Annotated in this window: 31 protein-coding genes and 1 pseudogene; 18 read left to right on the top strand and 14 right to left on the bottom strand. The window is 66.7% G+C overall.

The window, feature by feature from the left end; translation table 11 throughout:
* Positions 1 to 64 precede the first annotated feature (64 nt).
* Positions 65 to 682, bottom strand: a complete 618-nt coding sequence (locus A5745_RS06820) for a DUF5134 domain-containing protein (protein ID WP_076115554.1) — start codon at positions 680 to 682, stop codon at positions 65 to 67.
* Positions 683 to 883: 201 nt separating this feature from the next.
* Here A5745_RS06820 and A5745_RS06815 point away from each other — a divergent pair, with 201 nt between their 5' ends.
* Complete coding sequence (locus tag A5745_RS06815; protein ID WP_076058150.1) at positions 884 to 1258, top strand: hypothetical protein; 375 nt, start codon at positions 884 to 886, stop codon at positions 1256 to 1258.
* Here A5745_RS06815 and A5745_RS06810 read toward each other — a convergent pair.
* Together A5745_RS06810 and A5745_RS06805 are read right to left on the bottom strand one after the other, a co-directional pair.
* Positions 1255 to 1977 (bottom strand): MBL fold metallo-hydrolase, encoded by a 723-nt coding sequence (locus A5745_RS06810; RefSeq protein WP_076115553.1) that lies wholly within the window; start codon positions 1975 to 1977, stop codon positions 1255 to 1257. The genes A5745_RS06815 and A5745_RS06810 overlap by 4 nt on opposite strands.
* Before the next feature lie 42 nt (positions 1978 to 2019).
* Complete coding sequence (locus tag A5745_RS06805) at positions 2020 to 3258, bottom strand: CdaR family transcriptional regulator (RefSeq protein ID WP_083662763.1); 1239 nt, start codon at positions 3256 to 3258, stop codon at positions 2020 to 2022.
* 149 nt (positions 3259 to 3407) lie between these two features.
* Between A5745_RS06805 and A5745_RS06800 the strand changes: the two genes are divergently transcribed.
* From A5745_RS06800 to A5745_RS06775, 6 genes and pseudogenes are all read left to right on the top strand, one after another.
* Entirely contained in the window at positions 3408 to 3722 is a 315-nt protein-coding gene (locus A5745_RS06800) for an ArsR/SmtB family transcription factor (protein WP_371336863.1), read from the top strand.
* Positions 3719 to 4129 carry an SRPBCC domain-containing protein gene (locus A5745_RS06795; RefSeq protein WP_076057946.1) on the top strand — a complete coding sequence of 137 codons (411 nt, stop codon included), beginning with the start codon at positions 3719 to 3721 and terminating at the stop codon, positions 4127 to 4129. The genes A5745_RS06800 and A5745_RS06795 overlap by 4 nt, the downstream gene beginning before the upstream one ends.
* Before the next feature lie 4 nt (positions 4130 to 4133).
* On the top strand, positions 4134 to 5138 hold the full coding sequence (locus A5745_RS06790) for a medium chain dehydrogenase/reductase family protein (protein ID WP_076057947.1): 1005 nt from the start codon (positions 4134 to 4136) through the stop codon (positions 5136 to 5138).
* A gap of 60 nt (positions 5139 to 5198) precedes the next feature.
* Entirely contained in the window at positions 5199 to 5645 is a 447-nt protein-coding gene (locus A5745_RS06785) for an SRPBCC family protein (protein WP_076057948.1), read from the top strand.
* Between the two features lie 89 nt (positions 5646 to 5734).
* Positions 5735 to 6351 (top strand): annotated as a pseudogene (locus A5745_RS06780) (YbhB/YbcL family Raf kinase inhibitor-like protein).
* A 38-nt stretch (positions 6352 to 6389) separates the two neighbouring features.
* Positions 6390 to 7217, top strand: coding sequence for a lipase family protein (locus A5745_RS06775; protein WP_076115552.1), 828 nt, complete (start codon positions 6390 to 6392; stop codon positions 7215 to 7217).
* Positions 7218 to 7226: 9 nt separating this feature from the next.
* Here A5745_RS06775 and A5745_RS06770 read toward each other — a convergent pair whose 3' ends face one another.
* Together A5745_RS06770 and A5745_RS06765 are read right to left on the bottom strand one after the other, a co-directional pair.
* Positions 7227 to 7769, bottom strand: coding sequence for a TetR/AcrR family transcriptional regulator (locus A5745_RS06770; RefSeq protein WP_076057951.1), 543 nt, complete (start codon positions 7767 to 7769; stop codon positions 7227 to 7229).
* Entirely contained in the window at positions 7766 to 8101 is a 336-nt protein-coding gene (locus A5745_RS06765) for a DUF962 domain-containing protein (protein WP_076115551.1), read from the bottom strand. The genes A5745_RS06770 and A5745_RS06765 overlap by 4 nt, the downstream gene beginning before the upstream one ends.
* Positions 8102 to 8188: 87 nt before the next feature.
* Here A5745_RS06765 and A5745_RS06760 point away from each other — a divergent pair, with 87 nt between their 5' ends.
* Positions 8189 to 9034: an alpha/beta fold hydrolase gene (locus tag A5745_RS06760; protein WP_076115550.1), complete on the top strand. Its 846-nt coding sequence runs from the start codon at positions 8189 to 8191 to the stop codon at positions 9032 to 9034.
* Here the strand turns inward: A5745_RS06760 and A5745_RS06755 are convergent.
* Genes A5745_RS06755 through A5745_RS06745 form a run of 3 tightly spaced genes read right to left on the bottom strand, consistent with a single transcriptional unit; the run spans position 8983 to position 11879 of the window.
* Positions 8983 to 9696: a hypothetical protein gene (locus A5745_RS06755; RefSeq protein ID WP_076115549.1), complete on the bottom strand. Its 714-nt coding sequence runs from the start codon at positions 9694 to 9696 to the stop codon at positions 8983 to 8985. The genes A5745_RS06760 and A5745_RS06755 overlap by 52 nt on opposite strands.
* Before the next feature lie 15 nt (positions 9697 to 9711).
* Complete coding sequence (locus A5745_RS06750; RefSeq protein ID WP_076115548.1) at positions 9712 to 11175, bottom strand: class I adenylate-forming enzyme family protein; 1464 nt, start codon at positions 11173 to 11175, stop codon at positions 9712 to 9714.
* 14 nt (positions 11176 to 11189) lie between these two features.
* A complete protein-coding gene (locus A5745_RS06745) occupies positions 11190 to 11879 on the bottom strand; it encodes a hypothetical protein (protein WP_240562935.1) in 690 nt (229 codons plus the stop codon).
* 207 nt (positions 11880 to 12086) lie between these two features.
* Here A5745_RS06745 and A5745_RS06740 point away from each other — a divergent pair, with 207 nt between their 5' ends.
* From A5745_RS06740 to A5745_RS06715, 6 genes are all read left to right on the top strand, one after another.
* Positions 12087 to 12581 carry a carboxymuconolactone decarboxylase family protein gene (locus A5745_RS06740; RefSeq protein ID WP_076057957.1) on the top strand — a complete coding sequence of 165 codons (495 nt, stop codon included), beginning with the start codon at positions 12087 to 12089 and terminating at the stop codon, positions 12579 to 12581.
* A gap of 75 nt (positions 12582 to 12656) precedes the next feature.
* On the top strand, positions 12657 to 13286 hold the full coding sequence (locus tag A5745_RS06735) for a nitroreductase family protein (protein ID WP_076115547.1): 630 nt from the start codon (positions 12657 to 12659) through the stop codon (positions 13284 to 13286).
* Entirely contained in the window at positions 13286 to 13780 is a 495-nt protein-coding gene (locus tag A5745_RS06730) for an SRPBCC family protein (protein WP_076115546.1), read from the top strand. Before A5745_RS06735 ends, A5745_RS06730 begins: the two co-directional genes overlap by 1 nt.
* A 41-nt stretch (positions 13781 to 13821) precedes the next feature.
* On the top strand, positions 13822 to 14325 hold the full coding sequence (locus A5745_RS06725) for a hypothetical protein (RefSeq protein WP_076115545.1): 504 nt from the start codon (positions 13822 to 13824) through the stop codon (positions 14323 to 14325).
* An 11-nt stretch (positions 14326 to 14336) separates the two neighbouring features.
* Positions 14337 to 15308: an FAD-dependent oxidoreductase gene (locus A5745_RS06720; RefSeq protein ID WP_076115544.1), complete on the top strand. Its 972-nt coding sequence runs from the start codon at positions 14337 to 14339 to the stop codon at positions 15306 to 15308.
* Entirely contained in the window at positions 15305 to 16087 is a 783-nt protein-coding gene (locus A5745_RS06715) for an enoyl-CoA hydratase/isomerase family protein (protein WP_076115543.1), read from the top strand. Before A5745_RS06720 ends, A5745_RS06715 begins: the two co-directional genes overlap by 4 nt.
* 3 nt (positions 16088 to 16090) lie before the next feature.
* Here A5745_RS06715 and A5745_RS06710 read toward each other — a convergent pair whose 3' ends face one another.
* Together A5745_RS06710 and A5745_RS06705 are read right to left on the bottom strand one after the other, a co-directional pair.
* The gene (locus tag A5745_RS06710) at positions 16091 to 16492 is read right to left on the bottom strand and encodes a phage holin family protein (RefSeq protein ID WP_076057963.1); all 402 of its coding nucleotides are present in this window, start codon (positions 16490 to 16492) and stop codon (positions 16091 to 16093) included.
* Positions 16493 to 16497: 5 nt separating this feature from the next.
* Positions 16498 to 17565 carry an amidohydrolase family protein gene (locus A5745_RS06705; protein ID WP_076057964.1) on the bottom strand — a complete coding sequence of 356 codons (1068 nt, stop codon included), beginning with the start codon at positions 17563 to 17565 and terminating at the stop codon, positions 16498 to 16500.
* A 91-nt stretch (positions 17566 to 17656) separates the two neighbouring features.
* On the opposite strand from A5745_RS06705, the gene A5745_RS06700 reads away from it, so the two are divergent.
* Positions 17657 to 18904: an MFS transporter gene (locus A5745_RS06700; protein WP_076115542.1), complete on the top strand. Its 1248-nt coding sequence runs from the start codon at positions 17657 to 17659 to the stop codon at positions 18902 to 18904.
* Between the two features lies 1 nt (position 18905).
* Here the strand turns inward: A5745_RS06700 and A5745_RS06695 are convergent, their stop codons facing one another.
* Positions 18906 to 20183: a competence/damage-inducible protein A gene (locus tag A5745_RS06695; RefSeq protein ID WP_076115541.1), complete on the bottom strand. Its 1278-nt coding sequence runs from the start codon at positions 20181 to 20183 to the stop codon at positions 18906 to 18908.
* Positions 20184 to 20228: 45 nt separating this feature from the next.
* Between A5745_RS06695 and A5745_RS06690 the strand changes: the two genes are divergently transcribed.
* Positions 20229 to 20723 carry a macro domain-containing protein gene (locus tag A5745_RS06690; protein ID WP_076115540.1) on the top strand — a complete coding sequence of 165 codons (495 nt, stop codon included), beginning with the start codon at positions 20229 to 20231 and terminating at the stop codon, positions 20721 to 20723.
* A gap of 10 nt (positions 20724 to 20733) precedes the next feature.
* On the opposite strand, the gene A5745_RS06685 is transcribed toward A5745_RS06690, so the two are convergent.
* Positions 20734 to 21039 carry an MTH1187 family thiamine-binding protein gene (locus A5745_RS06685; protein WP_076115539.1) on the bottom strand — a complete coding sequence of 102 codons (306 nt, stop codon included), beginning with the start codon at positions 21037 to 21039 and terminating at the stop codon, positions 20734 to 20736.
* 31 nt (positions 21040 to 21070) lie between these two features.
* Here A5745_RS06685 and dtd point away from each other — a divergent pair, with 31 nt between their 5' ends.
* Positions 21071 to 21502 carry a D-aminoacyl-tRNA deacylase gene (gene dtd / locus A5745_RS06680; protein ID WP_076115538.1) on the top strand — a complete coding sequence of 144 codons (432 nt, stop codon included), beginning with the start codon at positions 21071 to 21073 and terminating at the stop codon, positions 21500 to 21502.
* 22 nt (positions 21503 to 21524) lie between these two features.
* Entirely contained in the window at positions 21525 to 22448 is a 924-nt protein-coding gene (locus A5745_RS06675; RefSeq protein WP_076115537.1) for a class I SAM-dependent methyltransferase, read from the top strand.
* Here A5745_RS06675 and A5745_RS06670 read toward each other — a convergent pair.
* Positions 22438 to 23463 carry an alcohol dehydrogenase catalytic domain-containing protein gene (locus tag A5745_RS06670; protein WP_076115536.1) on the bottom strand — a complete coding sequence of 342 codons (1026 nt, stop codon included), beginning with the start codon at positions 23461 to 23463 and terminating at the stop codon, positions 22438 to 22440. The two genes, A5745_RS06675 and A5745_RS06670, sit on opposite strands and share 11 nt — an antisense overlap.
* A gap of 10 nt (positions 23464 to 23473) precedes the next feature.
* Entirely contained in the window at positions 23474 to 25414 is a 1941-nt protein-coding gene (locus tag A5745_RS06665) for an NAD(P)/FAD-dependent oxidoreductase (RefSeq protein ID WP_076115535.1), read from the bottom strand.
* Positions 25415 to 25428: the final 14 nt, after the last annotated feature.

Below are 25428 nucleotides of genomic sequence, written 5' to 3'. Positions count from 1 at the left end.
GTGGACGGAGCTCTTCGTGGGCAGCGCCGACGGACACGTGTTTGGCCGCAACGCGAGAATTGGCTCAGACCTGAAATAGCGTGGCGCCGAACATGATAGACATCGCGGCGGCCATCGCCGCATGAGCCGGCGTGGTGAGCGAACGCGACGAACGGTATGTCGAGCCGTCCGACCGCTTGATTCCCAGTCCTGACGCCCAGAATACGGTGGCGGCCACGAAGCCAACGAACCAGAACCAATTCATTGTCGCGATCCAGCCCGGCGACCCGGCCGTGGTCGACGCCGTCGTGTCAGCCATCTCCATACCCGCGTGGAGGTGCGTCGACGAGTGGTGCGGCAACACGAGCCCGTGGATGAACGCATACATCCACACCATCGCCAGCATCATCAGGGCGTGATATCCGTACACCGTCCGTAGCGGGACCGTTTCGGCTGGAACAAGGGCCAAGGTCACGAACCATAGGGCCGCCACCGCGAAGAACACCGCGGGCGCCGTCGCCGGAAGCTGCGCGCCCCACGGCCAGACCATCACCGCCATCGCCACTGCCATCGCGAAATGCAACCCACATCGGACGACCTCGGTCCACGATCGATGCCTACCGACGAGCGCGAGCCCCCACGCGGCGGCGCTCAGCGCGCACAGGCCCGTGACAACCCAAGAAAGCAACACGTCATCGATCATGCGATGTGACTGTCTGAATCAACTCGGTGACACTCCGTTCGTTGCGGATCCGTTGCCCGACGCGACCGCCGCGCTGCACCGGGCTGAACGCGCCCTCGTGCACACTACGACCCGGCCTTCGTGGCTGGGTGGGCCGGCACCCGGACCACCCGGCCGCGCAATCGTCAGCAAACGCGGTCGGCGATGAGTAAGGTCACCACCATGGAGGCGAAATTGCGCTTTGACCGCTGGTATGTGCCCTTGGCGGTTGCCGTGGGCATGGGACCCGAGCGCAGCGAGCTGCGCGTTGCAGGCGGTTCCTTGCACGTGAAGATGGGCTGGGCGTTTGAGGCCGATATCCCGTTGGCGTCCATCGCCACTGCTGAGGCAAAGGACGAGCGGGTGTTGGCCTGGGGCGTGCACTACTCGCGCGGACGCTGGCTGGTCAATGGTTCCGGGAAGGGCCTCGTGGCGTTGACGATCGAGCCACCAGTGGACGCGAAGGTCGTCTTCAGGTCGGTGCGGCTGCGCTCGCTGTGGGTGAGCGTCACCGACCCGGATGCCCTCATCGCCGCGTGCACCGCGGCCCGCGCCTAGCCGCGCTGCAGGTTCGCTCGTTCTCTCAACCAATTCCGCTGGCGACGAATGAATTCCGCGTCGACGATTTTTCCGTGCCCGGGGACATAGATCGCATCGGGTCCACCGAGCGCGAGCAGCCGATCAAGGGTTGCCGGCCAGGCCGCCACATCGGAGTCGGCATCGATCGCCGGCTTCGCGGACTCCTCCACGAGGTCGCCCGTGAACACGAGGGCCCGGCCGTCGTCGCCGGCAGCGCTGGGCACCATCACGACCAAGTCCGAAGCGGTGTGTCCGCGGCCCAGGTAGGCGATCGTGACCGTGCGATCGCCTAGGTCGATGACGGCGTCGCAGACCGCATGGTCTGGCGTCCGCAATGCCGCGATGGCGCGGTCGATTTCGCGGGCATCCGCGCCATGGTCTAGGGCATCAGCGCGAATCAGGTCGGTGGATGACGACAGATACTCGACAACCTCTGGTGCGCAGTAGATCTCGGCTCCGGCAAACATCGCGGAACCCAAGACGTGGTCGAAGTGCTTGTGGGTCAACACGATATGTGTGACCGAACGGCTGGCTAGCTGCCGAATGTCGGCGTCGATCGCGGCGCCTTCGGTGAGCGAGCTGCCGGTGTCGACAAGCAGTGCTCCCGAACGGCCAAACACCAGCCCGACCGTGACGTCGCAGAACTTCAGCCGGCAGCGATACGCATTGACCCTCAGCCGTTCCCACCGGAAATGCACAGACTAGGACGGTAATGGCCGGGAGGGCGCCGACAAAGTCGCTCAGCCCCGCCGCAACACGGCCGCGCCGTACCACTCGCATGCAATCAACGCGAGTCCGACATCGACTCGGTCGTCGATCGGCCGTCCACGCCTGGCCACCGCTCTCTCGACGCCCGACTTCACGATGCTGGGATCCGCGCTGAGTTCTTCTGTCTGGGCGTCGTAGCCCGAGCCGGATCGCAGGAATTCCCGCAGGGTGTTCCGCAGGCCGGCGTCGTCGTCGGTGTCGGACGCCAACGGACCAAGCACGTCGGCCACCCATTCGCGGACCTCGTCGATGCCCGCGCCGAGCAGCGCCGGCGCGATGATGCCGGGGTCGGTGGCGGCGACCAGTACCCTCTCCGTGCCGCGGGAGCGCGACGCCGTCCGCGCGCGTTGTGCCTGGCGGTGGGATCGCCGGAATCCTTTGACGCCGGATCCGATCGCTCCGATCGCGACGTTGGGCGCATCTGCCCGCGAGCGCACGAACTGGCGGATTTTCGCGACGACGTCGCCCGGCGCTGAGCGGTACGGCAGCCAGACCCACGCGCCGCCCGGATCGGTGACCAACAGTGCGCTTGCCGAGGTGTCGACGGTCTTCGCCAGGTCGCGAACGAACCGCTGCAGGCGCGCGAACTCCTCGCCAGCCGGGTCGCCATCGGGATACCACACGATGACAGCAAGGTGCTGGCAGCTCAGCGGATACCCGATTGCCGTGGACGCGGCGTCGACGTCGATCGGTGCGTCGTCCTCGAGCAGGTCTCGCACCCGCATGTCGCGGGCAGTACTCCGATTTTCCAGCAGCGACTGGCGCTCGCCCTGATAGGCCGCGAGGGATTGCAGTTCCACCGCGTCGACGTACTTCAACAGCGCCTTGGTGATCACCTGGATGACCGCAACCCTCGCCGCCGGTTCCAGGCCCAACGCTTGCAGCTCGGCGAACACCAGCTCGGTCATCCGGCGTTGCCCCAGTCGGTGCGCGCGCATCATGGCATGCGGCGAAACGTCGTGCTGGGCAAGGCGTGTGGCGTACTCGATCGCCGCCGGCGGCGCCTTGACCTTCTCCACCCCGACGCTGTGCAGCAGCGCGTGCAGGATTGTCTGCAGGTGATCCCGGATCGCCCGATGCATCAGCTCGGTCATTCGCTCGTCGCGGGGAAGTTCGGCAATGTTGTCCTCGACAGTGGTGGATATGGCTGCGCCGATCTCGGTGACCCGCTCGCTCAGCCGAGTGGCGACTGCCGCCATGTCGCTGTCCACATCAACCTCGTCGTCGCTGTCTGATTAGTCTCACTAACGGTAGATCGCCCGTGGTCCGATCCGAAGCGACACGGCCGCGCCATTTTCCTCGCCGCGCCATTTATTTACTTGATTGACATGTCGGGAATTTCCGACATATGGTGTCGTCCATGGCCGCTTCCGACCGCATCTTTCTCGCTCTGGCCAACCCGGTGCGGCGGGAACTGCTGGAAATCCTTACCCGACAGCAACTGTCGGCGGGGGAACTAAGCGACCGGTTCGAGCTGAGCCGCCCCGCCGTCGCCGAGCACCTCAGGGTGTTGCGCGAGGCCGGGCTGGTCGCCGACGAACCGCGGGGCCGGCATCGCATCTACCGCCTGACCGCGGAGCCGTTGGCGGAGCTCGGCGAGTGGCTGCATCCATTCGAGAAGTTCTGGCGCGGACGGCTGGCCGCGCTCGCCGAGGCAGCAGAGGAGCTGGAATGACGGAGACTTCGACGCCCGCGACCATCCGTGTCGACCAATTCGTGGCCGCTCCGCCCGCCAAGGTGTGGCGGTTGCTGACCGAACCCGAGCTGATGCGGCTCTGGTGGGCTGAGGGCCAGGTCGCCGCGGTGGTCGGCCACCAATTCACGCTCGACATGCCGGGATATGGCAAGCAACCCTGCAAGGTGCTGGAGGTCGATCCACCGCACCGCTTCGTCTACACGTTCACGCCGGCCTGGACGCTGACCTGGCGTCTCGAGGAGGAAGGTACGGGCACCCGAGTGTTCTTGGAGCACAGCGGCTTTGATCTGGACGACAAGCGTATGGCCGACGCCTTCAATCGCATGGGATCCGGGTGGCGTGACGTCGTGCTCCCCCGCCTTGCCAACATTGCCGTGGAGGCCTGACACGATGCGCGCGGTCGTCATCACAAAACACGGTGACCCCTCGGTGCTGCGGGTCGAGCAGCGGCCGGACCCCGCCCCACCCGGCCCGGGTCAACTCCGGGTCGCGGTGCGCGCGGCGGGGGTGAACTTCGCCGACCACATGGCCCGCGTCGGCCTCTATCCGGACGCACCCAAGCTTCCGGCGGTCGTCGGCTACGAGGTCGCCGGGACCGTCGAGGCCGTCGGTGACGGCGTCGACCCGGGACGCGTCGGTGAACGGGTGCTCGCGGGAACGCGATTCGGCGGCTACGCCGAGATCGTCAACGTCGCGGCCACCGACTCCGTCGCGATCCCCGACGCACTCACCTTCGAGCAGGGCGCCGCGGTGCCCGTCAACTATGCGACTGCGTGGGCGGCCCTGCACGGTTACGGGTCCCTGCGCGCCGGCGAGCGGGTCCTGGTCCACGCCGCGGCGGGCGGGGTCGGCATCGCGGCCATCCAATTCGCGAAGACCGCCGGGGCCGAAGTGCACGGCACGGCGTCGCCCGGCAAACACCAGAAGCTCGCCGAGCTGGGCGTCGACCGCGCGATCGATTATCGCCGCGACGGCTGGTGGCAGGGGCTGGGCCCCTACGATCTGGTCCTCGACGCCCTCGGCGGAACATCGCTGCGGCGGTCTTACGACCTGCTGCGCCCCGGTGGAAGGCTTGTGGGATACGGCGTTTCGGCGCTGCAGCAGGGTGAGAAACGCTCGCTGCGCCGGGCGGCTCCACAGGCGCTGTCGATGTTGCGCGGCTTCAACCTGCTCCGCCAGCTGGAGGACTCGAAAGCCGTGATCGGCCTGAACATGCTGCGGCTGTGGGACGACCGCGGCACCCTGGAGCCCTGGATCACGCCGCTGAGCCAGGCGCTGCACGACGGGACGATCTCACCGATCGTGCACGCGGCCGTTCCGTTCGCCGAAGCGCCCGAGGCGCATCGCATACTGGCTGCGCGGGAGAACGTCGGCAAGGTCGTGTTGGTGCCCTAGGGTTCGCTGGAGCTTTGCGGGCCGGGTTTCAACGCCGCCGCATTGGTTATGCGTCCAAGCATGGCTGTCTCTGATTCACGCGAAGTCGTCATCGAGGCGACGCCCGACGAGATCCTGGACGTCCTTTTCGACATCGAATCGCTGCCCGAGTGGTCCTCGGCCCATCAAAAGGTCGAAGTGCTGGAGCGCGACGACCAAGGCCGACCAAGCAAATCGCGGCAGGTCGTCAAGATCGTCGGCGTCAGCGACGAACAGGTACTGGCCTACTCCGTGCATGACGACGGGGTGAGCTGGTCACTGGTCAGCGCCAAGCAACAACGCGCGCAGGACGGCCGCTACACGCTGACGCCCGAAGGCGATTCCACCCGCCTCCGCTTCGAGCTCACGGTCGACCCCACCGTGCCCATCCCCGGGTTTCTCGTCAAGAAGGGCGCAAAGGGATTGATGGAAACGGCGACCGAGGGCCTGCGGAAGCGAGTGCTCAAGGTCAAGGGAGACGGCAAGTAGCCGCCACCCCTGTCTTTCTGGCCCTGTTTCCTGGCCCTGTTTTCTGGGACCCCTGTTCTCTGGATAGCCGGTTGACGACACTGGGTGGTATGGAAACCTCGGGTCGCACACCTCGTCCAATCGCATCGGCCTGCCTGGGCCTGGCAGCGCTGGTGATGCTGGCCGGCTGCGGTGGCCACGATAACGCTCGGACTAATGCTCGAACGACGGCGCCACCGGCCCCGCAAGCGACGACGGCCGGCCAGTCCATGCCCCAAGCGCCGTCGACCGGACCACTGACCATTACGAGCCCCGCGTTCGCCGACGGCGCGCCGATCCCGGTGCAGTACACCTGCAAGGGCGCCAAAACGGCGCCGCCGTTGGCCTGGTCGGCGCCGTCGGGGGGCACGCTCGTCGTCGACGACCCCGACGCCCCGAGCGGGCCCTACGTGCACTGGATCGTGGCCGGAATCCCCTCCGGGTCCGGCAGCACCGCGGACGGTCAAACACCCGCCGGAGCAACCACTCTGGCGAATTCGAGCGGCGGTCCGGCTACGCGGCGCCGTGTCCGCCAGCGGGCACGGGGACACATCATTACCGGTTCACTCTCTACCAGCTGCCGCCCACGTTCCAACTGCCGGCGGGAGCGACCGGACCGCAAGCGGCGCAAGCGATAGCGCAGGCCGCAACGGCACACGCCGTCCTCACCGGCACATTCGGAGCCTGACGGGGGGCGCCATGCCGATGCCGCCGGCGTTAGATGTAATGAAGGCAATACAATTCGGCCAACTGGTAAACGCAACCTACGCGACACCTCCCAGCGATTTGACGAACGCGGCCGGCCAGGAGTTGAGCGCTGGCGGCGTCGACTACACCGTCGTCACGACGATCTACGCCAACGATCTGGCGACCGACATGAACCCGATCCGGGCCGCCGACGAGGTTTCCATCGGGCTGATGTGTCAGGTCAATCAAGCCGGCGATGTGGTCATCGCGATTCGGGGCACCGAAGGAATCCTGGAGTGGATTCACGACGTCGAGTTCGATCTGGTGCCGTGCCCATTTCTGGCCGGCGCCGGCCACACGGAAGACGGCTTCACCGAAATGTACGAGTCGCTGACGACGGGGACCGCGCCGGGTTCGCCGGCCGTGGTCAATGCGCTTGCGACGCTTGCGTTCCCGCGGCCCGTCACTTCGGTGACGATCTGCGGGCACAGCTTGGGCGGAGCGCTCGCGACCCTGCTTGCACTCGACGTCGCGGCGAATACGCGTTTCAAGGCTCCGGCCGTCTACACCTATGGCAGCCCGCGCACCGGGGATTCTCTGTTTGCCAGCACCTACGACCAGGTGGTGCTCAACTCGTATCGGATTGCCAATCGCCTCGACATCGTCCCGGCATTGCCCCCTCCGATCAACTACGAGCACGTGCTCAATCCGTATGAGCTGAACCCGATCCGACTGACGCCGCTTCCGCCTAAGACCCTCGTCAAATCCACTGTGGCGTGCGAACATTCGCTCCCGACCTACCTGTATCTGCTGTCGCTGCAATCCGGTGGTCCGGTACTTTCCCTCGAGTCCGCCTGCAAACCCTGAACGACACGCCTAACCCGTTCGGGCTGCCAACCGAAGCAACGCGCGGCGCAACTGCTTGTCGGGCTTGCCGTTGGCGAGCTCGACAAGGGCGATCTCGGCGACCGCGGCGACCAGGAGCACCGCGATCGGTTCGGGTGGCGTCCATCCAAGCGCCGCCAAGTCGGGCGCTATCAGCGTGGCCGCGCTCTTATTCCGGGTCGCGACCAAATCGCTCAGTCCGGCCTCGGTGCGTGACTGGACGAGCAATGCTTTGGTGGCCGGGTCGGACAAGCAGCCGTCAAGATAGGTGTTCATCCCCGCCTCGAGCCGGTCGCGGCCGGGCGGTAGGTCGGCCATGGCCGCGGCGATCGATTCTTCCAACTGGTCGTGAAACCGAGCGTGCAGCGCCCGCACGTATTCGGCCCGGCTGGGCCAGTGCTGATAGAAGCTGCCTTTTGCCATCCCGGCCTCGGCAACGATCGAGTTGACGGAGATCCGGGCCAGGTCGGCGGTCCCCAACAGCCGGCGTCCAGCATCCAGCAGCGCATTACGGCCCGGCTCGGGCGATCTCACCGCAAGCCCGCTTTGCGCTGGCTGCGGCGGGCCAGCATTTCGCCGTACTGCTCGCACACGTGAATGACGCCGGTCAGTTGATACGTGATCCACCCCTTATGCGTGGACGGGAGGTTCTTCTCGAACAGCCGATGGCCGATTATCTGCATGGCCCATCCCCCGATGAACATCGGGGCACCGACCTTCGGCTTGGCGAACATCAGCGGCAGCCCGGCCGCGATGATCGGCGTCCCGACGAGGTGGGTAACCCGGACCCCCTTCGAGGTGTGTTGCGTGCGGTAGTAGGCCATCTTGTCCGCGAACGGCGCTTCGGGAGGTGGGGCGTGCCGCATCTCGATTCCCTCCTTGTCAGGGCGTGTCTACCGTTGTACTGTACGGAATGACCGACCAGTCGGTCAACAGAGTCGAGAGGAACTCCCATGCCGACTATCCAAACCCGGGCAGGCCGTGTTGCCTACAGCGAATTAGGCAGTGGGCCAACGGTTTTGCTCCTACACGCGATATTGCACGACAGGCATGACTTCGACCCGATCGTCGACACGCTTGCCCGCCGCTACCGCACCATCGCAGTGGATTGGCCCGGCCACGGCGACTCGGATCCCGTCGACCCAGCAATCGAGCCCAGCGCGTCGCTCTTCGCCGACGTGCTCGAAGATCTTGTCGACGGTCTCGGCCTGACGAAGGTTGTGTTGGTCGGCAATTCGGTCGGCGGGTTCGCGGCCGCGCGGCTGGCGATCACCCGCCCCGAATGCGTCGCCGGTCTGGTTCTGGTCAACACCGGCGGCTTCGTACCGTTGAACGCACCAGCCCGCACCTTTTGCCGGGTGCTCGGCACGCCGGCCGTGTTTCGCCGGGCCGCTCCCCCGTTTGTCCGCGGCTACATGAAGTCCAAGACCGACAACGACCGGCAGATCGTCGAGCGCGCGATCGCCGCGGCGAAAACGGCCGAGGGCGTTCGCCTCGCAACAGGACTTTGGCGCAGCTTCCCGGCTCCTGCACACGATTTGCGAAGTCGTGCCGCTGATTTGACCGCGCCCACGCTCATCGTGTGGGGTAAGAAGGACATCGCGATACCGCTGCGCGCTGGGCGCGCGACCCATGACGCCATTGGCGGTTCCCGCCTCGAGATCCTCGACACCGGGCACGTGGTGTTCTCGTCGGATCCGGACGGTTTTCTCGCCGTGGCCGAACCGTTCTTGGAATCTTTGACCCCTCAATACAGGGGTGACCAGGCCGACGTCCGCAGCAATCGGCTCTCCCACTGATCCCGATACTTCAGGGCCTCATACATGTAGCTGCCGGGCGCGCGGTGCTCGGGCGGCGTCTCGGTGGTCAGCAGATGCACGAGCGCCGCGTAGTTGTTGGCGTCCTCAATCTTCTGCCACAGCATCGCTTCTCGTCGCCGATAGCTCCCGTGCGCAATCTGGAAGCACGCTTGGATATCCAGGATCCGCATCCCCGGCGGGGCTTTCGAGAGCAGCCGGTAGTAGATCTCGTCCCACGAGCGGATGTAGTCGTCCAGTGGCGCGTCGGGCCAACCGGTGTCCTCCATGAAGAGGCTCAGCGGATGGGTCGCGCCATCGGTGGGCACGGTGGTCAGGTCCACCGACTGAAGCGGTGACCAGGCGACGGGCAGCATGAGCTTCCCCGTCACCTCGTGGCGCAGGTTGTCCAGTTCGCGCATCCATGGCCGGAGGTCGCCGCTCTGGGCGCGCTGTGCCAGACGCTCCCAAGCGGCGCCGCCGGTGATGCCGGTGATGGTGACCACGTTGTAGGAGACGCCGCTGCCATGAGCGTGGTTCGTGTACCAGAGCAGCCGGGCGTCGTCTTCTTTGGCCAGTGTGGGCATCCAGCCCTCGCGGTAGGCGGCCTCGAATTCTTCCTCTCGGGCGCCGACCACTTTGTGGGTCTCATGCAGAAACAACACGTGGACTCCCTGGGTTCAACCATCGTCCGCGATGAGCGCGACGAGCTGGCGGCGGTCGATTTTGCCGGTCGCGTTGTAGGGAATGTGGTCGACGATCGCGAGTCGCTCGGGAAGCTTGAAGTATGCGATCGCCTTTCGGCAGTGCGATCGAAGTTCCTCGAGTGTGACTGGGGCACAAGCCACTACCGCGGCACCCACCCGCTGGCCGAGCTCGTCGTCGGCGATTCCGGCGACCGCGGCATCGCTGACCGCGGGATGAGAACGCAACGCCTCTTCGACTTCGATCGGCCCAAATTTCTCACCCCCGCGGTTGATGGTGTCACTCAGCCGGCCGCTCGGGAAGATGTAACCGTCGGCATCCTGGCGTGCGAGGTCGCCGGTGTGCAACCAGCCACCGGTGACGTTCTGGGCGGTGTTCACCCACAGCTCGCCGACCGCTCCCACTTCGACGTCGCGGCCCGTGTCGGGGTCCACCACGCGCACCTCGACTCCGGGTAGCGGTCGGCCGACGGATCCGGCGCGGGCGGGGTCACGGTGATCGTCGGGCATCAGGGTCGTGTAAGCGCCGAGGGTCTCGGTCTGGCCGAACACGTTGGCGAACGCCACATGCGGCAGCGCGGCCATTGCCCTGCGCACCAAGCTGATTGGTGCGGCGGCGGCCCCGTAGGCGATGGCGACGAGAGACGTCAGATCGGTGTTCGCGAAGTCGGGGTGGTCGAGGATCCGCTGCAGCATGGTCGGCACCAGGAATGTCGTGCTGACCCGATGCTGCGACACCAGACGAAGCCACTCGCCGGCGTCGAACCGCGTTTGCACCACCGACGTGTTGCCCGAATACAAGCTACCGAGTGTGCCAAGCGCGCCGCCGACGTGAAAGAAGGGGACGCACATCATCCCGACGGATGGTGGGACGTCCGCGCGGAATGGCGCCGTCATCCCCCGGATTCGCATCGTGAGCTGTCGGGCGGTGATGGCGACGGCCTTCGGGAGTCCGGTTGTCCCGCTGGTGAAAAGGATCAAGGCGTCCCGGTCGGCGAGGGTGTCGGCGTCGGCGAGGGTGTCGGGGTCGGCGGCAGGTTCGACGCCGTCGCCGTCGAGCAGGTCGGCGTCGGTCAACACCGTGGGTGCGCCGGCTTCGCGAAGCCGGTCGGCGTACTGCTCCCCCGCGACCGCCACGTCGGCACAGCCCGCGTTCTTCAGCAGGCCCCGCAGCTCGGGCGGAGTCAGCGCCGGGTTCATCAGCGCAGCCGCGGCGCCACGTCGCGGCGCCGCGAGCAATGTCGCGATGGACAGCAGGCTTCCGCCGTCGACGACCGCGACGCGCTGCCCCGCCCCCACCCCGTGGGCGGCCAGCCCGGCGGCGCAGTTCCGCACGGCCGCCGCCAGCTCGCGGTAGCTGATCGCGCGCCCGTCGACGATGAGCGCCGCGCGGCCCGGATCGCCGCTCGCCGCCGCGTCGAGGATCGTCCCGATGTTCATGCGCGGCTCAGTAATCAATAGAGCGGCGACCACTCGGACGTGCGCAGCAGCCGGCTGGTCCACTGATCGCGCAAATCCAAGGCGTCATGCATCCACGTGCCAGGGGCACGGTACTCGGCGGGGATGTGGCTGCGGAGCAGGTCGAGCAGCGCCTCGGGCCGACTGATTCGCTGCATCAGGATCACCTCGCGGCGCAGGTGGCTGCCGAGCGCGGGCTGAAATGCCGCATGCATCTTCAGCATTGACGACGGCTGCTCAAGGCTCCTGGCGTACACCTCGCCGCAGCGGACGATGTATTCCTCGAACTTGTCCTCGTAGGGCCACATGGTGTCTTCCATGTAGAGGGTCATCTCGTGTTCTCGGCCATCGGCGGGGACCGCGTCGAAGTCGACCTCCCGAAGCGGCGACCATGGCAGCGGCATCAGCAGCTTCGCGTCGACCTCGTGGCGGAGCTCGTCGAGGTTGCGCATCCACTCCTGCAGGTCGCCTTTCTGGACCCGCAGCGTCAGTCGCTCCCACGCGGCTCCGTCGCGAACGGCGGTCACCGTGACGACGGTGTAGGCGGGTCCACTGCCGTGTGCCTGGTTGGCGTACCACAGCAACCGGGCATCGTCGCCCGCGGCGAGTATCCGCATCCAGCCGTCCCGGAACGCCGCTTCGAAGTCGTCTTCGGCGCGGCCGCGCACCTTGTGTAGTTCGTGCATGAAAAGCACGCGGAGACCTCCCGTTCGCGGCGCTGTGGGCTCAACGCCGCTCAACGGACGTTAGCCCCCGGCCGTTTTCCACGTCCAGGGTTGGTTTGGCATATGCCCAATTACCCGAGGAGTACACGACGCGAGTGGCCTGGACAGTTCAGTTGAGAATCTGGTTTGCTCAACTCGGTACCGTCCTTACCGGGCAGGAGTTCGCGGATGGCCCGAGTCAATGTGCCGGATGGCCCCGGCGGCGAGGCCGCGATGATCTGGACGCTGCGACCGCAGCTTGGCGGCATGGTCGAGCGGATGATCCGCGGGGCATACCAGCAGAGCATCCTGCCGGCCGACGAGCGCGAGCTGGCCAGGATGCGGATCGCGCAGATCAACGATTGTGTGGCGTGCTCAGATTTTCGCGCGCAGTCCATATTGGATGCCGGCCCGGACGCCGGTGTCGCGCCGGAGCTCTACGACAATGTCGCCGCATACGCCAGCTATCCGGGCTATACGGCGCGCCAGCGTCTCGCCATCGAATTCGCCGAGCGCTTCGCCACCGCGCACGCGTCGATAGACGATGCCTTTTTTGAGCGCCTGCGGGCGTTGTTCTCCGACGAGGAGATTCTCGATCTCACGCTGTGCGTCGCGGTATTTCTCGGACTGGGACGTTCCTTGACGGTGCTCGGTGTCGATCAGTCCTGCGCAATCGACCTTTAAACCAGCACAGGACCAGCACGAACCAGCATCGGACCAGCATCGGACCAGCATCGGGCCAGCATCGGGAAGGAACCAATGGACATCGCCACGGTCGACGAACTGCTGAGTACCACGCGCGCGGTGCGCAGGCGGCTCGACCTGAACCGGCCCGTCGGTCGCGGAGTGATCCTCGAGTGCATACGGCTGGCGATGCAGGCCCCCACGGCGAGTAACGCGCAGGACTGGCGATGGCTGGTGATCACCGATCCCGACAAGCGCGCCGCAATCGGCGAGATCTATCGCAGCGTCGGCGCCGATTATCTTGCGTACGCGGCCAAGGAGGCCTCGGATCCGCAGACCCAGCGCGTGTACGCCGGCGCGCTGGCCCTGACCGAAACGCTAGCCAGGGTGCCCGTCCACGTCATCCCCTGCCTGGACAACCGCATCGACAACTCCACCCTGCTGAGTGCCGCGTCGGCGTGGGCATCGATCATCCCAGCGGGCTGGAGCTTCCTGCTCGCTCTGCGGTCCCGCGGGTTGGGCTCGGTGTGGACGACGATGCACCTGGCCAAGGAGCAAGAGGTGGCCGAGGTGCTCGGAATTCCGCCGACGGTGACGCAGGCGGCGCTGTTCCCGGTCGCCTACACGATCGGCACCGACTTCCGCCCGGCCTCGCGACCGCCCGCGGAAACGGTTACCTACTGGGACAGCTGGGGAGAAGGCTGATGCAGTCCTACACCGTGCGATTCCATGTCGATGCGCCGCCGCGGAAGGTCTGGCGGGTGTTGCATCCGCCCGTACCACCGGACGCGCCGCGTCCGCGGGTCCTCACGTGGCCCACCGGCAGCATGGAGATCCTGAACGAAGGCAACGAGGCGGGCGAGGGTCTGGTTCGCACCTGCATCTTCCCGGTACCCAAGTACCTGTTGTCGGGCGGCAAAGGGCGGTCGTGGGAAAGCGTCACCGAGGCGGAGATCTACAAGCTGTCGCGCTACGTCGCGGTCGGCGCGCCGCTGTGGTCGCGCGCGGAGGGTTATCACCAACTCGAGGAACAGCCCGACGGCACCACGGTGCTGACCTTCCACGAGACCTATCACGCCTACAACCCGGTGCTGCGTTTCTTCCTCGAGCGTGCCGTGCACGCAAGGATTTCCCGAGACAATCTCGACACCTACGAGCACGCGCTCGGCTACGCCGGCAAGGTCCGCAGGCTGACCTAGCTACATGAAATAGGCTGCCGGCCCCGGTACGCTGCTGTTCTATGTGGTTTAACGCGCCAGCATCTGTTGCGGCACGGTTCGGCGCCGCGGCGCTGGTCATCGCGGGCTGGGCGGTGTCCGCGGGCGTTGCCTACGGCGATCCGGAGCCGGCGCCCGAGCCGTCACCGGCGGAGCCGCCGCCAGCGGCACCCGCGTCCGGGCCGAAGACAAGCATCGACCACGACGGCACGTTCGCGGTGGGGACCGACATCGCGCCGGGCACCTACAGCACGGCGGGACCGGTCGCCAACGGCACGTGCTACTGGAAGCGGATGGGCAATCCCGACGGCAACCTCATCGACAATTCGATGAGCAAGAAGCCGCAGGTGGTTCGCATCGAGCCGACCGACAAGGCGTTCAAGACGGATGGCTGCCAGCCCTGGCAGCAGACGGATGGTGCGCCGCCTCCCGACGCGTCCGGGCCGGCCGCGGGGGCCCAACTGCAAGGTATTCTCGGCATCCTCAACGGGATGCTCCCAAACGGCCAGCAAGCGCCTCATTCCTGATCGCTGACGCCGTGGCCAGTGCGCAGCGGATTGTCGTGATCGGTGCCGGCGTCAGCGGATTGACGTCGGCGATATGTCTCGCCGAAGCCGGTTGGCCGGTGCGGGTGTGGGCGCAGGCAATGCCTCACCAAACGACCTCGATCATCGCCGGCGCCGTGTGGGCGCCGCCGCGACCGGCCGAACGGGCCAACGAAACCCTGGCCTGGACCCAGCATTCCCTCGGCGTCTTCCGGGAACTGGCCGCCATCCCCGGTACCGGCGTGCGCATGGCGCCGGCGATCGCCGTCGGCGAATTGACCGGGGCCGAGGCGATGTCGTCGGCGGCCGCGCTGATCCCCGACCTGCGTCCGGCCGATGCGGCCGATCTCCCCGAGGACTTCGGCACCGGATTTCGCGCCACCTTGCCGATGATCGACATGCCGCAATACCTCGACTACCTGACCGATCGACTCACCGCGGCCGGCGGCGAAATCGAAACCCGTACGGTGCGAACACTGGCCGAGGTCGCCGACGCCGCGCCGATAGTGGTCAACTGTGCCGGCCTCGGGGCCGGGGCGCTGGCGGGCGACGACACGATGCGCCCGCTGTTCGGCCAGCATGTCGTGCTCACCAATCCCGGTTTGCAGCAACTGTTTCTGGAAATCAACGCTGGCCCGGAATGGACCTGCTATTTCCCCCACCCGCAGCGTGTGGTGTGCGGCGGCATCAGCATTCCCGGGCGGTGGGACACCACTGCCGACCCCGAGGTCAGCGAACGAATCTTGCTGCGCTGCCGCAAGATCGAGCCGCGGCTTGGCGAGGCCGAAGTGATCGAGACCATCACCGGGCTGCGTCCCGATCGTCCATCGGTGCGAGTCGAGGCCGAACCGCTCGGCTCGGCGCAATGCGTCCACAACTACGGGCACGGCGGCAATGGCGTGACCTTGTCGTGGGGATGCGCGCGCGACGTCGTGCGTCTGGTCACCGAGCGGGAGACATTGTGAGCATCGATTACGCCCTGCACGCACACATCGCCACCATCACGATCAACCGCCCCGAGACCCGCAACTCGCTGGACATGGAACATTTCCGCGACTTGGCCCACGCCTGGGCCGCCTTTCGCGATGACGCCAGCGCCTGGGTCGCCGTGGTCACGGGCGTCGGACGGGATTTCTGCACCGGTGCCGACTTGAAGAAATTCATCCCGGAACTCACCGGCGACCTGCCGCAGCCCGCGGGCTGGAACAAGGACGACGCCATCCACGCCGTCTTGCACCGCTTCCCCGTATACAAGCCGATCATCGCGGCGGTGAACGGTACCTGCGTGGCGGGCGGCTTCGAGATGTTGGGCTGCACCGACATTCGAGTGGCCGTGCCCGAGGCGCGATTCGCGGTGATGGAGCCCAAGCGCGGCCTGTTCGCCGGCGGCGGAAGCACGGTGCGCCTGCCGCGCCAGCTGCCCTACGCGCTGGCGATGGAACTGCTGCTGACCGCCGACATGGTCGACGCGGAGCGAGCCCTGGCCATGGGGCTGCTCAATCGCGTGGTGCCGGCGGATCAGCTGATGGAGACAGCGTATGACTACGCCGAGCGCATCGCGGCCAACGCGCCGCTGGCGGTGTTTGCGACGAAGCAGTCGGCGGTCGAGGGCCTGGCGCTCGACCTCGAGTCGGCGTACGAGAACGAGACCCGGCACAGCGACCGCGTTTTCGCGACGGAAGACGCGAAGGAAGGACCGCGTGCCTTCGCCGAGAAGCGGCCGCCGCGGTGGCGGGCCCGCTGACGATTACCGGTTCGTGACCCGGCGGACGTCGCGGCTCAGCAGCGACAGCAGCCAGCTCACAATCGACAACGCGATCGCCGCCCAGATCGCGGTCCACCAGAAGTGATCGATCTGCAATCCCCAGTGGGTGGTGTGTTCGGTGATCCGGGCGGTGATCCACAGCATCAACGCATTGACGACGATGTGGAAAAGGCCAAGCGTCACGATGTACAGCGGGATCGAGAGGATCTGGACGATCGGCTTGATGATCGCGTTGACCAGACCGAAGATGACGGCGACGACGAAGATGATGCCGATCTTCTCCAGCGTCGTATGGCCGCCCACGAAGGTCAGCCCGTGGACGAGCTGGGTGACCACCCACAACGCAAACCCCGTCAGCGCGGCGCGAATGAGGAAGGGGCCCATAGCCGTCAGTTCAGCCCGTAGAAGCGCTGCGCGTTCAGGCCGCCGATCTTTTCGCGGGCCTCCTCGCTGATGTCGGGGCGGGTCCGCAAATGCTTGGTGCTCTCCGGCCATTCGCCGTCCCAATGCGGGTAATCGCTGGCGAACATGATGAAGTCGGAGCCGAGCACGTCGATCACGCCGGGCAGGATCGGCTCCTCCGGTTCGCAGGTCACGAAGATGTTGCCCGCCTGCAGATACTCGTGTGGGTCGCGGCGCCAGCCGCGTTCGACCCAGTCGCCCCGCTTCTCGTAATGCTCGTGCAGCCGGTCCATGAAGAACGGCACCCAGCCCGCCCCCGCTTCGAGGAAGGCGACCCGCAACTGCGGATGCCGCTCGAAGACGCCGCCGGAGACCATCGCCGTCATCGCGGTCATCTGGTCGAAGGGAAAGCTGATGCAGTGCACCTGAATGTAATTCGTGAAGCGGTCAACGCCGATCTTCGGCAGGTGGATGCCGGGGGCGCCGTGAATGCCCAGCGGCATTCCGAGCTCCACGGCGGCCGCGTAGAACGGGTCGAGGTCCGGATGGTCGAGGTTGCGGGTCTTGAGCGCGGGCGGGACCAGGGTCGCCACCAGTCCGAGCTCCTTGGCCTCGGTCATGACGTCGATGGCCGCTTGGCCGTGCTCGATCGGGGTGACGGCGACACCGCGCAACCGGCCGCCCGACGAGGCGCAGAAATCGGCGATCCACTGGTTGTAGAGCCGTGAGAATCCGGCGGCGAACTCGGGATCCTCGAGGCTGGGCGCGCACAGCCCAAGGCTGGGATAGAGCACCATCGTGTCGATGTGATCGCGGTCGGCGTCGCCCAGCACGCCCTCCGGTGAGCGGCAATTGAGGTCGGCCGCCTTGCTGATCCCGTGCTCGGGCGGGCACCCCGCGCCGGGACCGCGGTCCTCCGGATAGTTGCGGCCCTCGAACGTCAGGCTGGGCCGCCCGTCGGTGCTGGGTTTGATGTATTCCGGCCAGCGTTTGATCGCCTCGATCGCCAGCGAGGGGTTCTCGGCAACGTGTCCATCGGCGTCGATGATTCGCATGTTCGGTCAACTTACTCTCGCGCAGCGCCGCCTGGTACTGCACGATGCTCAAGTGACCACACAGAGTCGTCAAAATAATCCCCGCCAGAAGATGACCGCCGACCAGCGAAATTCATTCGTCGCCGCGTTGTTGGGCTGGACGATGGACGCCTTTGACTACTTCATCGTGGTGTTCGTCTATGCCGACATCGCAAAGACTTTCCACCAGAGCAAGACCGAGGTCGCGTTCATCACCACGGCGACACTGGTGATGCGCCCGGTCGGCGCGCTGCTGTTCGGGCTGTGGGCCGACCGTGTCGGCCGGCGGCTCCCGCTGATGGTCGACGTGATGTTCTACTCCGTGGTGGGTTTCCTGTGCGCGTTCGCACCCAACTTCACCGTGCTGGTGATCCTGCGCGTGCTCTACGGCATCGGCATGGGCGGCGAATGGGGGCTGGGCGCCGCGCTGGCCATGGAGAAGGTGCCCGTCGAGCGACGCGGATTTTTCTCCGGGCTATTACAGGAGGGCTACGCCTTCGGCTACCTGCTGGCCAGCGTGGCGTCGCTGGTGGTGATGAATTGGCTTGGGCTGTCGTGGCGCTGGTTGTTCGCCCTGAGCATCATCCCGGCCCTGATCAGCCTGATCATCCGCTATCGCGTCGAGGAGTCCGAGGTTTGGGAGGCGGCGCAGGACCGAATGCGGCTCACCAGCACCAGGATTCGCGACGTCCTGCGCGAGGGCGCGATCATCCGTCGGTTCGTCTACCTGGTGCTGCTGATGACCGCCTTCAACTGGATGAGCCACGGAACCCAGGACGTCTACCCCACCTTCCTGGGCGCGACCGCCAACCAGGGCGCGGGTCTGTCCAGCGTGACCGTCAAGTGGATCGCCGTGGTCTACAACATCGGGGCCATCACCGGCGGGCTGTTCTTCGGCACGCTGTCACAACGGATCAGCCGGCGCTACACCGTGGTCTTCTGCGCGCTGTTGGGCCTGCCGATCGTGCCGTTGTTCGCCTATTCGCGCACCGCGGCGATGCTCTGCCTCGGCTCGTTCCTGATGCAGCTCTTCGTACAGGGCGCGTGGGGGGTGATCCCCGCCCACCTGACTGAGTTGTCGCCGGACGCAATCCGCGGCCTCTACCCCGGCGTGACCTACCAGCTCGGAAACCTGTTGGCGGCGTTCAATTTACCCATCCAAGAACGCCTGGCCGAGTCGCACGGCTATCCGTTCGCGCTGGCGGCGACGATCGTGCCGGTGCTGATCGCCGTGGCTTTCCTAACGTTTATCGGCAAGGACGCCACCGGGATTCGCTTCGGCACCGCCGAGAGCGCTTTCCTGCCAACGGAAGTGAAGTGAGCTAGCCGCTGAGCAGGCGCCGCAGCAGGTGCATCGCCACCGTCGTCGATCGCTCCCGGATGTCGGAGCGGTTCCCGGGCAGGCGCAGCGTCCGGGTATCGGTGCGGCCGTTCCCCAGCATCACCGTGAAACAGACTGTGCCGACGGGCTTTTCCGGCGTTCCTCCGCCCGGCCCTGCGATGCCGGTCGTCGCGACGGCGGTGTCGGCGCCGAAGCGCCGCAACGCGCCCTCCGCCATCGCCTCGGCCACCGGCTCGGACACCGCACCGTGCTCCTGGATCAGCGCGGGGTCGACGCCGAGTAGCTCCGCCTTGGCCTCGTTGGAATAGGCCACCACGCCGCCGGCCACATAGTCGGACGACCCCGCCCGGTCGGTCAGCCGCGCCGCCACCATCCCCGCGGTGCAGGATTCCGCCGTCGCGATCCGGCGACCGGTCAGCAACCGGGCCACCAGATCGTCCACCTGTGCGCCATCCTCGGAAAAGAGCTGCTGCCCGTGCCTGTCCCGCAGCAACTTCGTCAGCTGCGCGTAGGCGTCCGCGGCGTCGGGTTCATAACGGGTGACCATTTCGATCTCGCCCCGCCGCAGGCACGTGGTGATCTCCAGCGCGTCAAAACCGGATATGGACGCCTCGGCGCCCCGCAGGGTTTCGGCCAGCCCGGACTCGGGCAGACCGAACATCCGAATCGTCTCCTGCCGGTAGATCGTTCGGCCCGCGATCGCCTGCTGCGCCGCGGGCGTCTCGATGGCCGTGCGCCACATCGGCTGAAGCTCCCGCGGCGGTCCCGGCAGCACGATCACCGCCGGCTTACCGGGGACCACCACACCCGGCGCGGTGCCCACCGGGTCGAGCACCTGCGAACCCGCGGGAACCATGGCCTGCTTGCGGTTGGCGGCCCTGATGGACTCGAAGGTGCCGGGGTCGAATGCGGTGTTGCGCTCCATCAGCCGCTTGAGGATGTCGGCGATCTTGCCCTCGACAACTTCGTCGAGCACCAACTCCCGTTCGCAGAATCGCGCCACCACCTCGACCGTCATGTCGTCGGCGGTCGGTCCCAGGCCGCCGCTGGTAATGATCAGATCCACGCCTTGGCCCGCCATGAAGCGCAGCTGCGCCTCGATGTCGGCGGGACGGTCACCGCAGATCGTGATGTGTGCCAGCTCTACACCCAGTTCCAGGAGCCGGTCGGCGATCCACGGCCCGTTTCGGTCCTGGATCCGGCCGGTGAGGACCTCGGTCCCGGTGACCACGATGCCCGCGCGTGCGCTCACCGGCATGAGCCTACTGGCGCGCCGGCGGGACGCCTGCGAGAGGATGAACCGATGATCGAGTTAGAGGTAGTGCAGGCCGACGTCACCAAGCTCGAACTCGACGCGATCACCAATGCCGCCAACACCCAGCTGCGGCACGGCGGCGGCGTCGCCGCGGCGATCGCCCGCGCCGGTGGGCCCGACGTGCAACGTGAATCGACCGAGAAGGCGCCGATCGGCCTCGGGGATGCCGTCGAGACCACCGCCGGCGACATGCCGGCTCGCTACGTCATTCACGCGGCGACGATGGAGCTGGGCGGCCCGACCTCGGCCGAGATCATCGCGCGGGCCACCACTTCGACGCTGCGAAGGGCCGACGAGCTGGGTTGCCGCTCGCTGGCGCTGGTCGCGTTCGGCACGGGTGTGGGTGGCTTTCCGCTCGACGAGGCCGCACGCCTGATGGTCGACGCCGTGCGGCACCACCGGCCGAGTTCGCTCGAACGGATAGTGTTCGCGGTCCACGGTGACGCGGCGGAGCGAGCGTTCCGGGACGCCGTAGAGCGCTAGCCGTGGGACCCTAGCCCTGGGCGAGGTGGCGCTCGACGGAAGCGACCTTCTCCGTCATCGCGTCGGTGGCGCCCTTGCGCCAGTCCACCTTGATCACCGTGCTGACGCGCGGCGCGCGGGCGGCGACGGCCTCCACCGCGCGCTGCACCACCAGCATCACTTCTTCCCAGGTCTCGCCTTCGACGACGGTGAACATCGAGTCCGTCTTGTTGGGCAGGCCGGAATCGCGAACCACCCGAACGGCTTCGGCAACCATCTCGCCGACGCCCTCGCCCACCCCGAGCGGGGTGACCGAAAATGCGACGAGCACGGACACCCGACGAGCGTACCTGGCAGCATCGAGGCCCATGCGGGTTCTTGTGCAAAGGGTCTCGACGGCAGCGGTGTCGGTGGATGGCCGTGTGGTGGGCGCTATACGGCCGGATAACCAGGGATTGCTCGCATTCGTCGGCGTCACCCACAGCGATGACGCGGACAAGGTGCGGCGGCTCGCCGAAAAGCTATGGAATCTGCGCATTCTCACCGACGAACGGTCGGCCGCCGACGTCAACGCGCCGGTCTTGGTGGTCAGCCAGTTCACCCTCTACGCCGACACCGCAAAGGGACGCCGGCCGTCGTGGAACGCGGCCGCCCCGGGGCCGGTCGCCGAACCGCTCGTGTCGGCGTTCGCCGAGGCGCTGCGAGAACTGGGAGCGCAGGTGGAAACGGGCGTGTTCGGTGCGACGATGCAGGTCGAATTGGTGAACGACGGCCCCGTGACGGTCCTTCTCGAGCTCTGAGGCCGCCGGTAGTTTGGTTACCGTGAGCAGGACACCGGAATTCGGGTCACTTCGTTCCGAGCACGACGATTGGGACATCGTCAGCGGCGTGGGCTATACCGCGCTGCTGGTGGCGGGCTGGCGCGCCGTGCACGCCGCGAGCCCGCGGCCGCTGGTCCGCGACGACTACGCGAAGCTCTTCATCGCCGCCGCGCAGGACCCCTATCTCGCGGGTGTGCTGGCCAACCCGGGTACCACCGAGGACGAGACCGCCTTTCCCCGCCTTTACGGTGTGCAGACGCGCTTCTTCGACGACTTTTTCAGCTCGGCCGGCGAAGCCGGCATCCGGCAGGCGGTGATCGTCGCCGCCGGATTGGACTCCCGGGCGTATCGCCTCGAATGGCCGCAAGGCACAACGGTTTTCGAAGTCGATCTACCGAAAGTCCTGGAGTTCAAGGCGCGCGTGCTGGGCGAGCACGGCGCGGCCCCGAAGGCCCACAGGATCGAGGTCGCGGCCGACCTGCGGACGGATTGGCCGACGCCGTTGAGGGCGGCGGGGTTCGACCCGCAAAGCCCCAGCGCCTGGTCGGTAGAGGGAGTGTTGCCCTACTTGACCGACGATGCGCAAACCGCGTTGTTCGCCCGAATCACCGAGCTGTGTGCGCCGGGTAGTCGAGTTGCGTTGGGCGCGTTGGGATCGCGCCTGGACCGCGCACAGCTCGAGGCCCTCGAGTCGACGCACCCGGGCGTGAACATGTCGGGTGACGTGGACTTTTCCGCGCTCACCTACGAAACGAAGTCGGAGCCCGCGGAGTGGCTGGCCGGCCATGGGTGGGCTGTCGAGCCCGTCCGCAACACCCTCGAGTTGCAGGCCGGTTACGGCATGACGCCACCGGACGTGGACGTCAAGATCGACAGCTTCATGCGCTCGCAGTACGTCACCGCGACCCGGCGAGCTAAGGGGTGAGCAGAATTTTCACGTCCTCACCGGACCGCGATTCCGCCGTCGCGTAGCCCTTGGCCGCTTCCACCAAAGGCAGCGTCGTGGTGAAGATGCCGTCGACATCGAGCCGCCCCGACTGAAGCAGCGGAATCAATTCCGGCCAGGTTCGCTGCACCGGCGCGGTCGTCATCCGCAGCGTGATGCTGCGGATCAGGCAGCCCAGGGCGTTGAGCGGAAACGGGTTCATGTCGTGCACGCCGACAACGGAGACGGTGCCGCCGGCCCGCACCGCGTTGAGCGCATCGGTCAGCGACGCGTCGGTGGCGACCGCGTCGATCACCGCGTCGGCGCCGCGGCCTCCCGTGGCGGCCAGGATGGCCTCGACCGCCGGAGCCTTGATCGGCGTTGCCCCCCACCGGGCGGCCCGATCGAGGCGCCCGTCGACCCGATCGACGGCGAAAACCGTTGCCGCGCCCTGGAAAAGCGCGCTGCGCAGTGAGCACAGGCCGACCGCGCCCAGGCCGATGACCGCGACGGTGCCGCCGTAGGGAATGTCGGCGCGCTGCGCCGCCGCCCAGCCGGTGGCGAGGTTGTCGGTGAGCAGCAGCGCCTGTTCGGTGCTGATCGCCTCGGGAATCTTGAGCAGCTGAAAGTCGGCGGCCGGCACGGCGAGAAGATCCGCCTGTGCTCCGGCGAGCACGCCGCCGCCGAAGATCTGAAATCCGGAGTAGCACAGGACCGGATCGCGGGTGGCGCAGCCGGGGCACGCACCGCAGCCGGTCACCGACGACACCATCACCTGATCGCCAACCTTGACGGTGCGCACCTCGGGTCCGATTTCGACGACGGTGCCCACCGCTTCGTGGCCCAGAGTCATCGGCTCGGTGAGGGGGAAATCGGCCTCGTAGAAGTGCAGGTCCGATCCGCAGATGCCCGCGGCGGTGACCTCGATGATCGCTCCGTCCGGTCCGGAAAGCGCCGGATCGGGACGCGTGTCGACCCTGATGCTGCGGGGCCCGTCGACGACTACTGTGCGCATGGTTGAAGCTTCACTTTCGTTCTCGTACAACGAATTGTGACCAGTCCGGTTCGCGGACGGCGGCCCAGTACTCGTTGAGGCGCCACGGGCTGACGGTGTGGATCTCCCCGTCGGCGTTCTTGAAGTACGAGTGCTTGACCGCCGGATGTGACCACACCATCTTCTTGATCTGGGTCTGCGTGTGCCGATGCCAATCGGTGGCCGCCTCCGCACGCGGTTCCACGGAATGCACATTCGGCTCCGCCAGCCGCGTGAGGCACTGGTCGATGTAGCGCATCTGCAGTTCGGACTGGAAGATCAGGCTGCCCCCGTGCGCGAGGTGCGTGCCGGGTCCGTAGATGATGAAGAAGTTGGGAAACTGCGGAACGGTGACGCCCAGGTGCGCGTACGGCCGGCTCCCCCACATGTCGTGCAGATCGATCCCGTCGCGGCCGGTGACCTTCAACGGCCACAGCACATCGGTGTGCCGGAATCCGGTGGCGTACACGATGATGTCGGCCTCGTGGGTCACGCCGTCGTCGGTGATGACACCGCGTGGCACGATCTTGCGGATCGGCGTCCGCACCAGCTCGACGTTGTCCCGTTGCAGTGTCTGCAGCCAGCTGCCGTTGTCCTGCAACGTGCGCTTGCCGGTGGCGGGATAGTCGGGCATGACCTTGGCCAGCAGTTCTTGGGAGTCTGGGCCGCCGCCGACTTGGCTGGTGATCCATTGGGTGAACATCATCCGCGCGGCGGCGTTGATGTCGCTGACGGCATAGTCCTGATCGGCATAGTTCGGGTCGCCCTGCGCGGCGTCGAGACCCTTGTCGGAGCCGGGCCACAGCACCAGGAACCGGTACCACCTGCCGTAGAACGGCAGGTGACGCATCGCCCAGCGCACGCCGTCACCGACTTCCTCGTGGTACATCGCGTTCGGGAACATCCACTGCGCGGTGCGCTGAAAGACGGTGAGCCGCTCGACTTCTCCGGCGATCGCCGGTGCGATCTGGAAGCCGCTGGCGCCGGCGCCGACGAGCGCGACGCGCTTGCCGGTCAGGTCCACCGAGTGATCCCAGGCCGCGGAGTGAAACGACGGCCCCTCGAAGGTGTCGGCACCGTCGAATTCGGGGATGTGGGGGCGATTCAGCTGACCGACCGCGGTGATGAGCGCCCGCGCGTGCACTGTGCTCGTCTGCCCGTCGGCCGAGCGCAGCGTGACGGCCCACATGCCGGCGTCGTCCTGCCATTCGGCCGCGAGAACCTCGGTGTTCCACCGCACGTGCTCGGTCAGCTCGTGCTTGTTCATCACCCGGGTGAAATAGTCTTGCAGCTCGTACTGCTCGGCGAAGAAGTGTGTCCAGTCGTTGTTGGGTTCGAAGCTGTAGCAATAGAAATGATTCGCCACGTCGACGCGGGCCCCGGGATAGGTGTTCTCCCACCATGTTCCGCCGGGACCGGCGTTCTTCTCCACGATGGTGAAGGGGATGCCGGCCTGTCGCAGGCGCACCCCGGCCAGGATGCCGGACTCGCCGCAGCCGACGACGAGCACCGGAAGCGCGGCCGCGCGCTCGGGCGGCAGGGGCGCCGGGCGGCGGGGGTCGGCCCCGTCGAGGTCGAGCTCCTCGGAGACGAGGGCAAGGTAGTCGTCGGGAACGTGCTCGCAGGCCGCCCAGTCCATCATTTCTCGGATGAGCTCGGGGCTCAGCGGCTCCGGTTCGGGGCAGCCGCGGTCTCGATACTCGGTGATCACCGGCAGCGCCGCCGCGCGGGCCCGTGCCTTGTCCTCCTCCGACATGAATCCCTGGACTTCGTTGAGAAAGATGCCCATCTGTTTGAACTCACGGATGAATCGCGGGTCGCCGGTGATATGCACGAGCGAAAGCAGCAGCGTCGGAATGCTGACATCCTCTAGCGCGGCCGCGATTTCCGGCGTCGACGTCGTGAAGGGATGGCCGGCATAACGGCTGCGCATCAAGCCGATCCTTT

The sequence above is a fragment of the Mycobacterium sp. IS-2888 genome (genome assembly GCF_001954215.1).
Classification (GTDB): Bacteria; Actinomycetota; Actinomycetes; order Mycobacteriales; family Mycobacteriaceae; genus Mycobacterium.
This window is presented reverse-complemented; position numbering and strand designations above follow the sequence as displayed.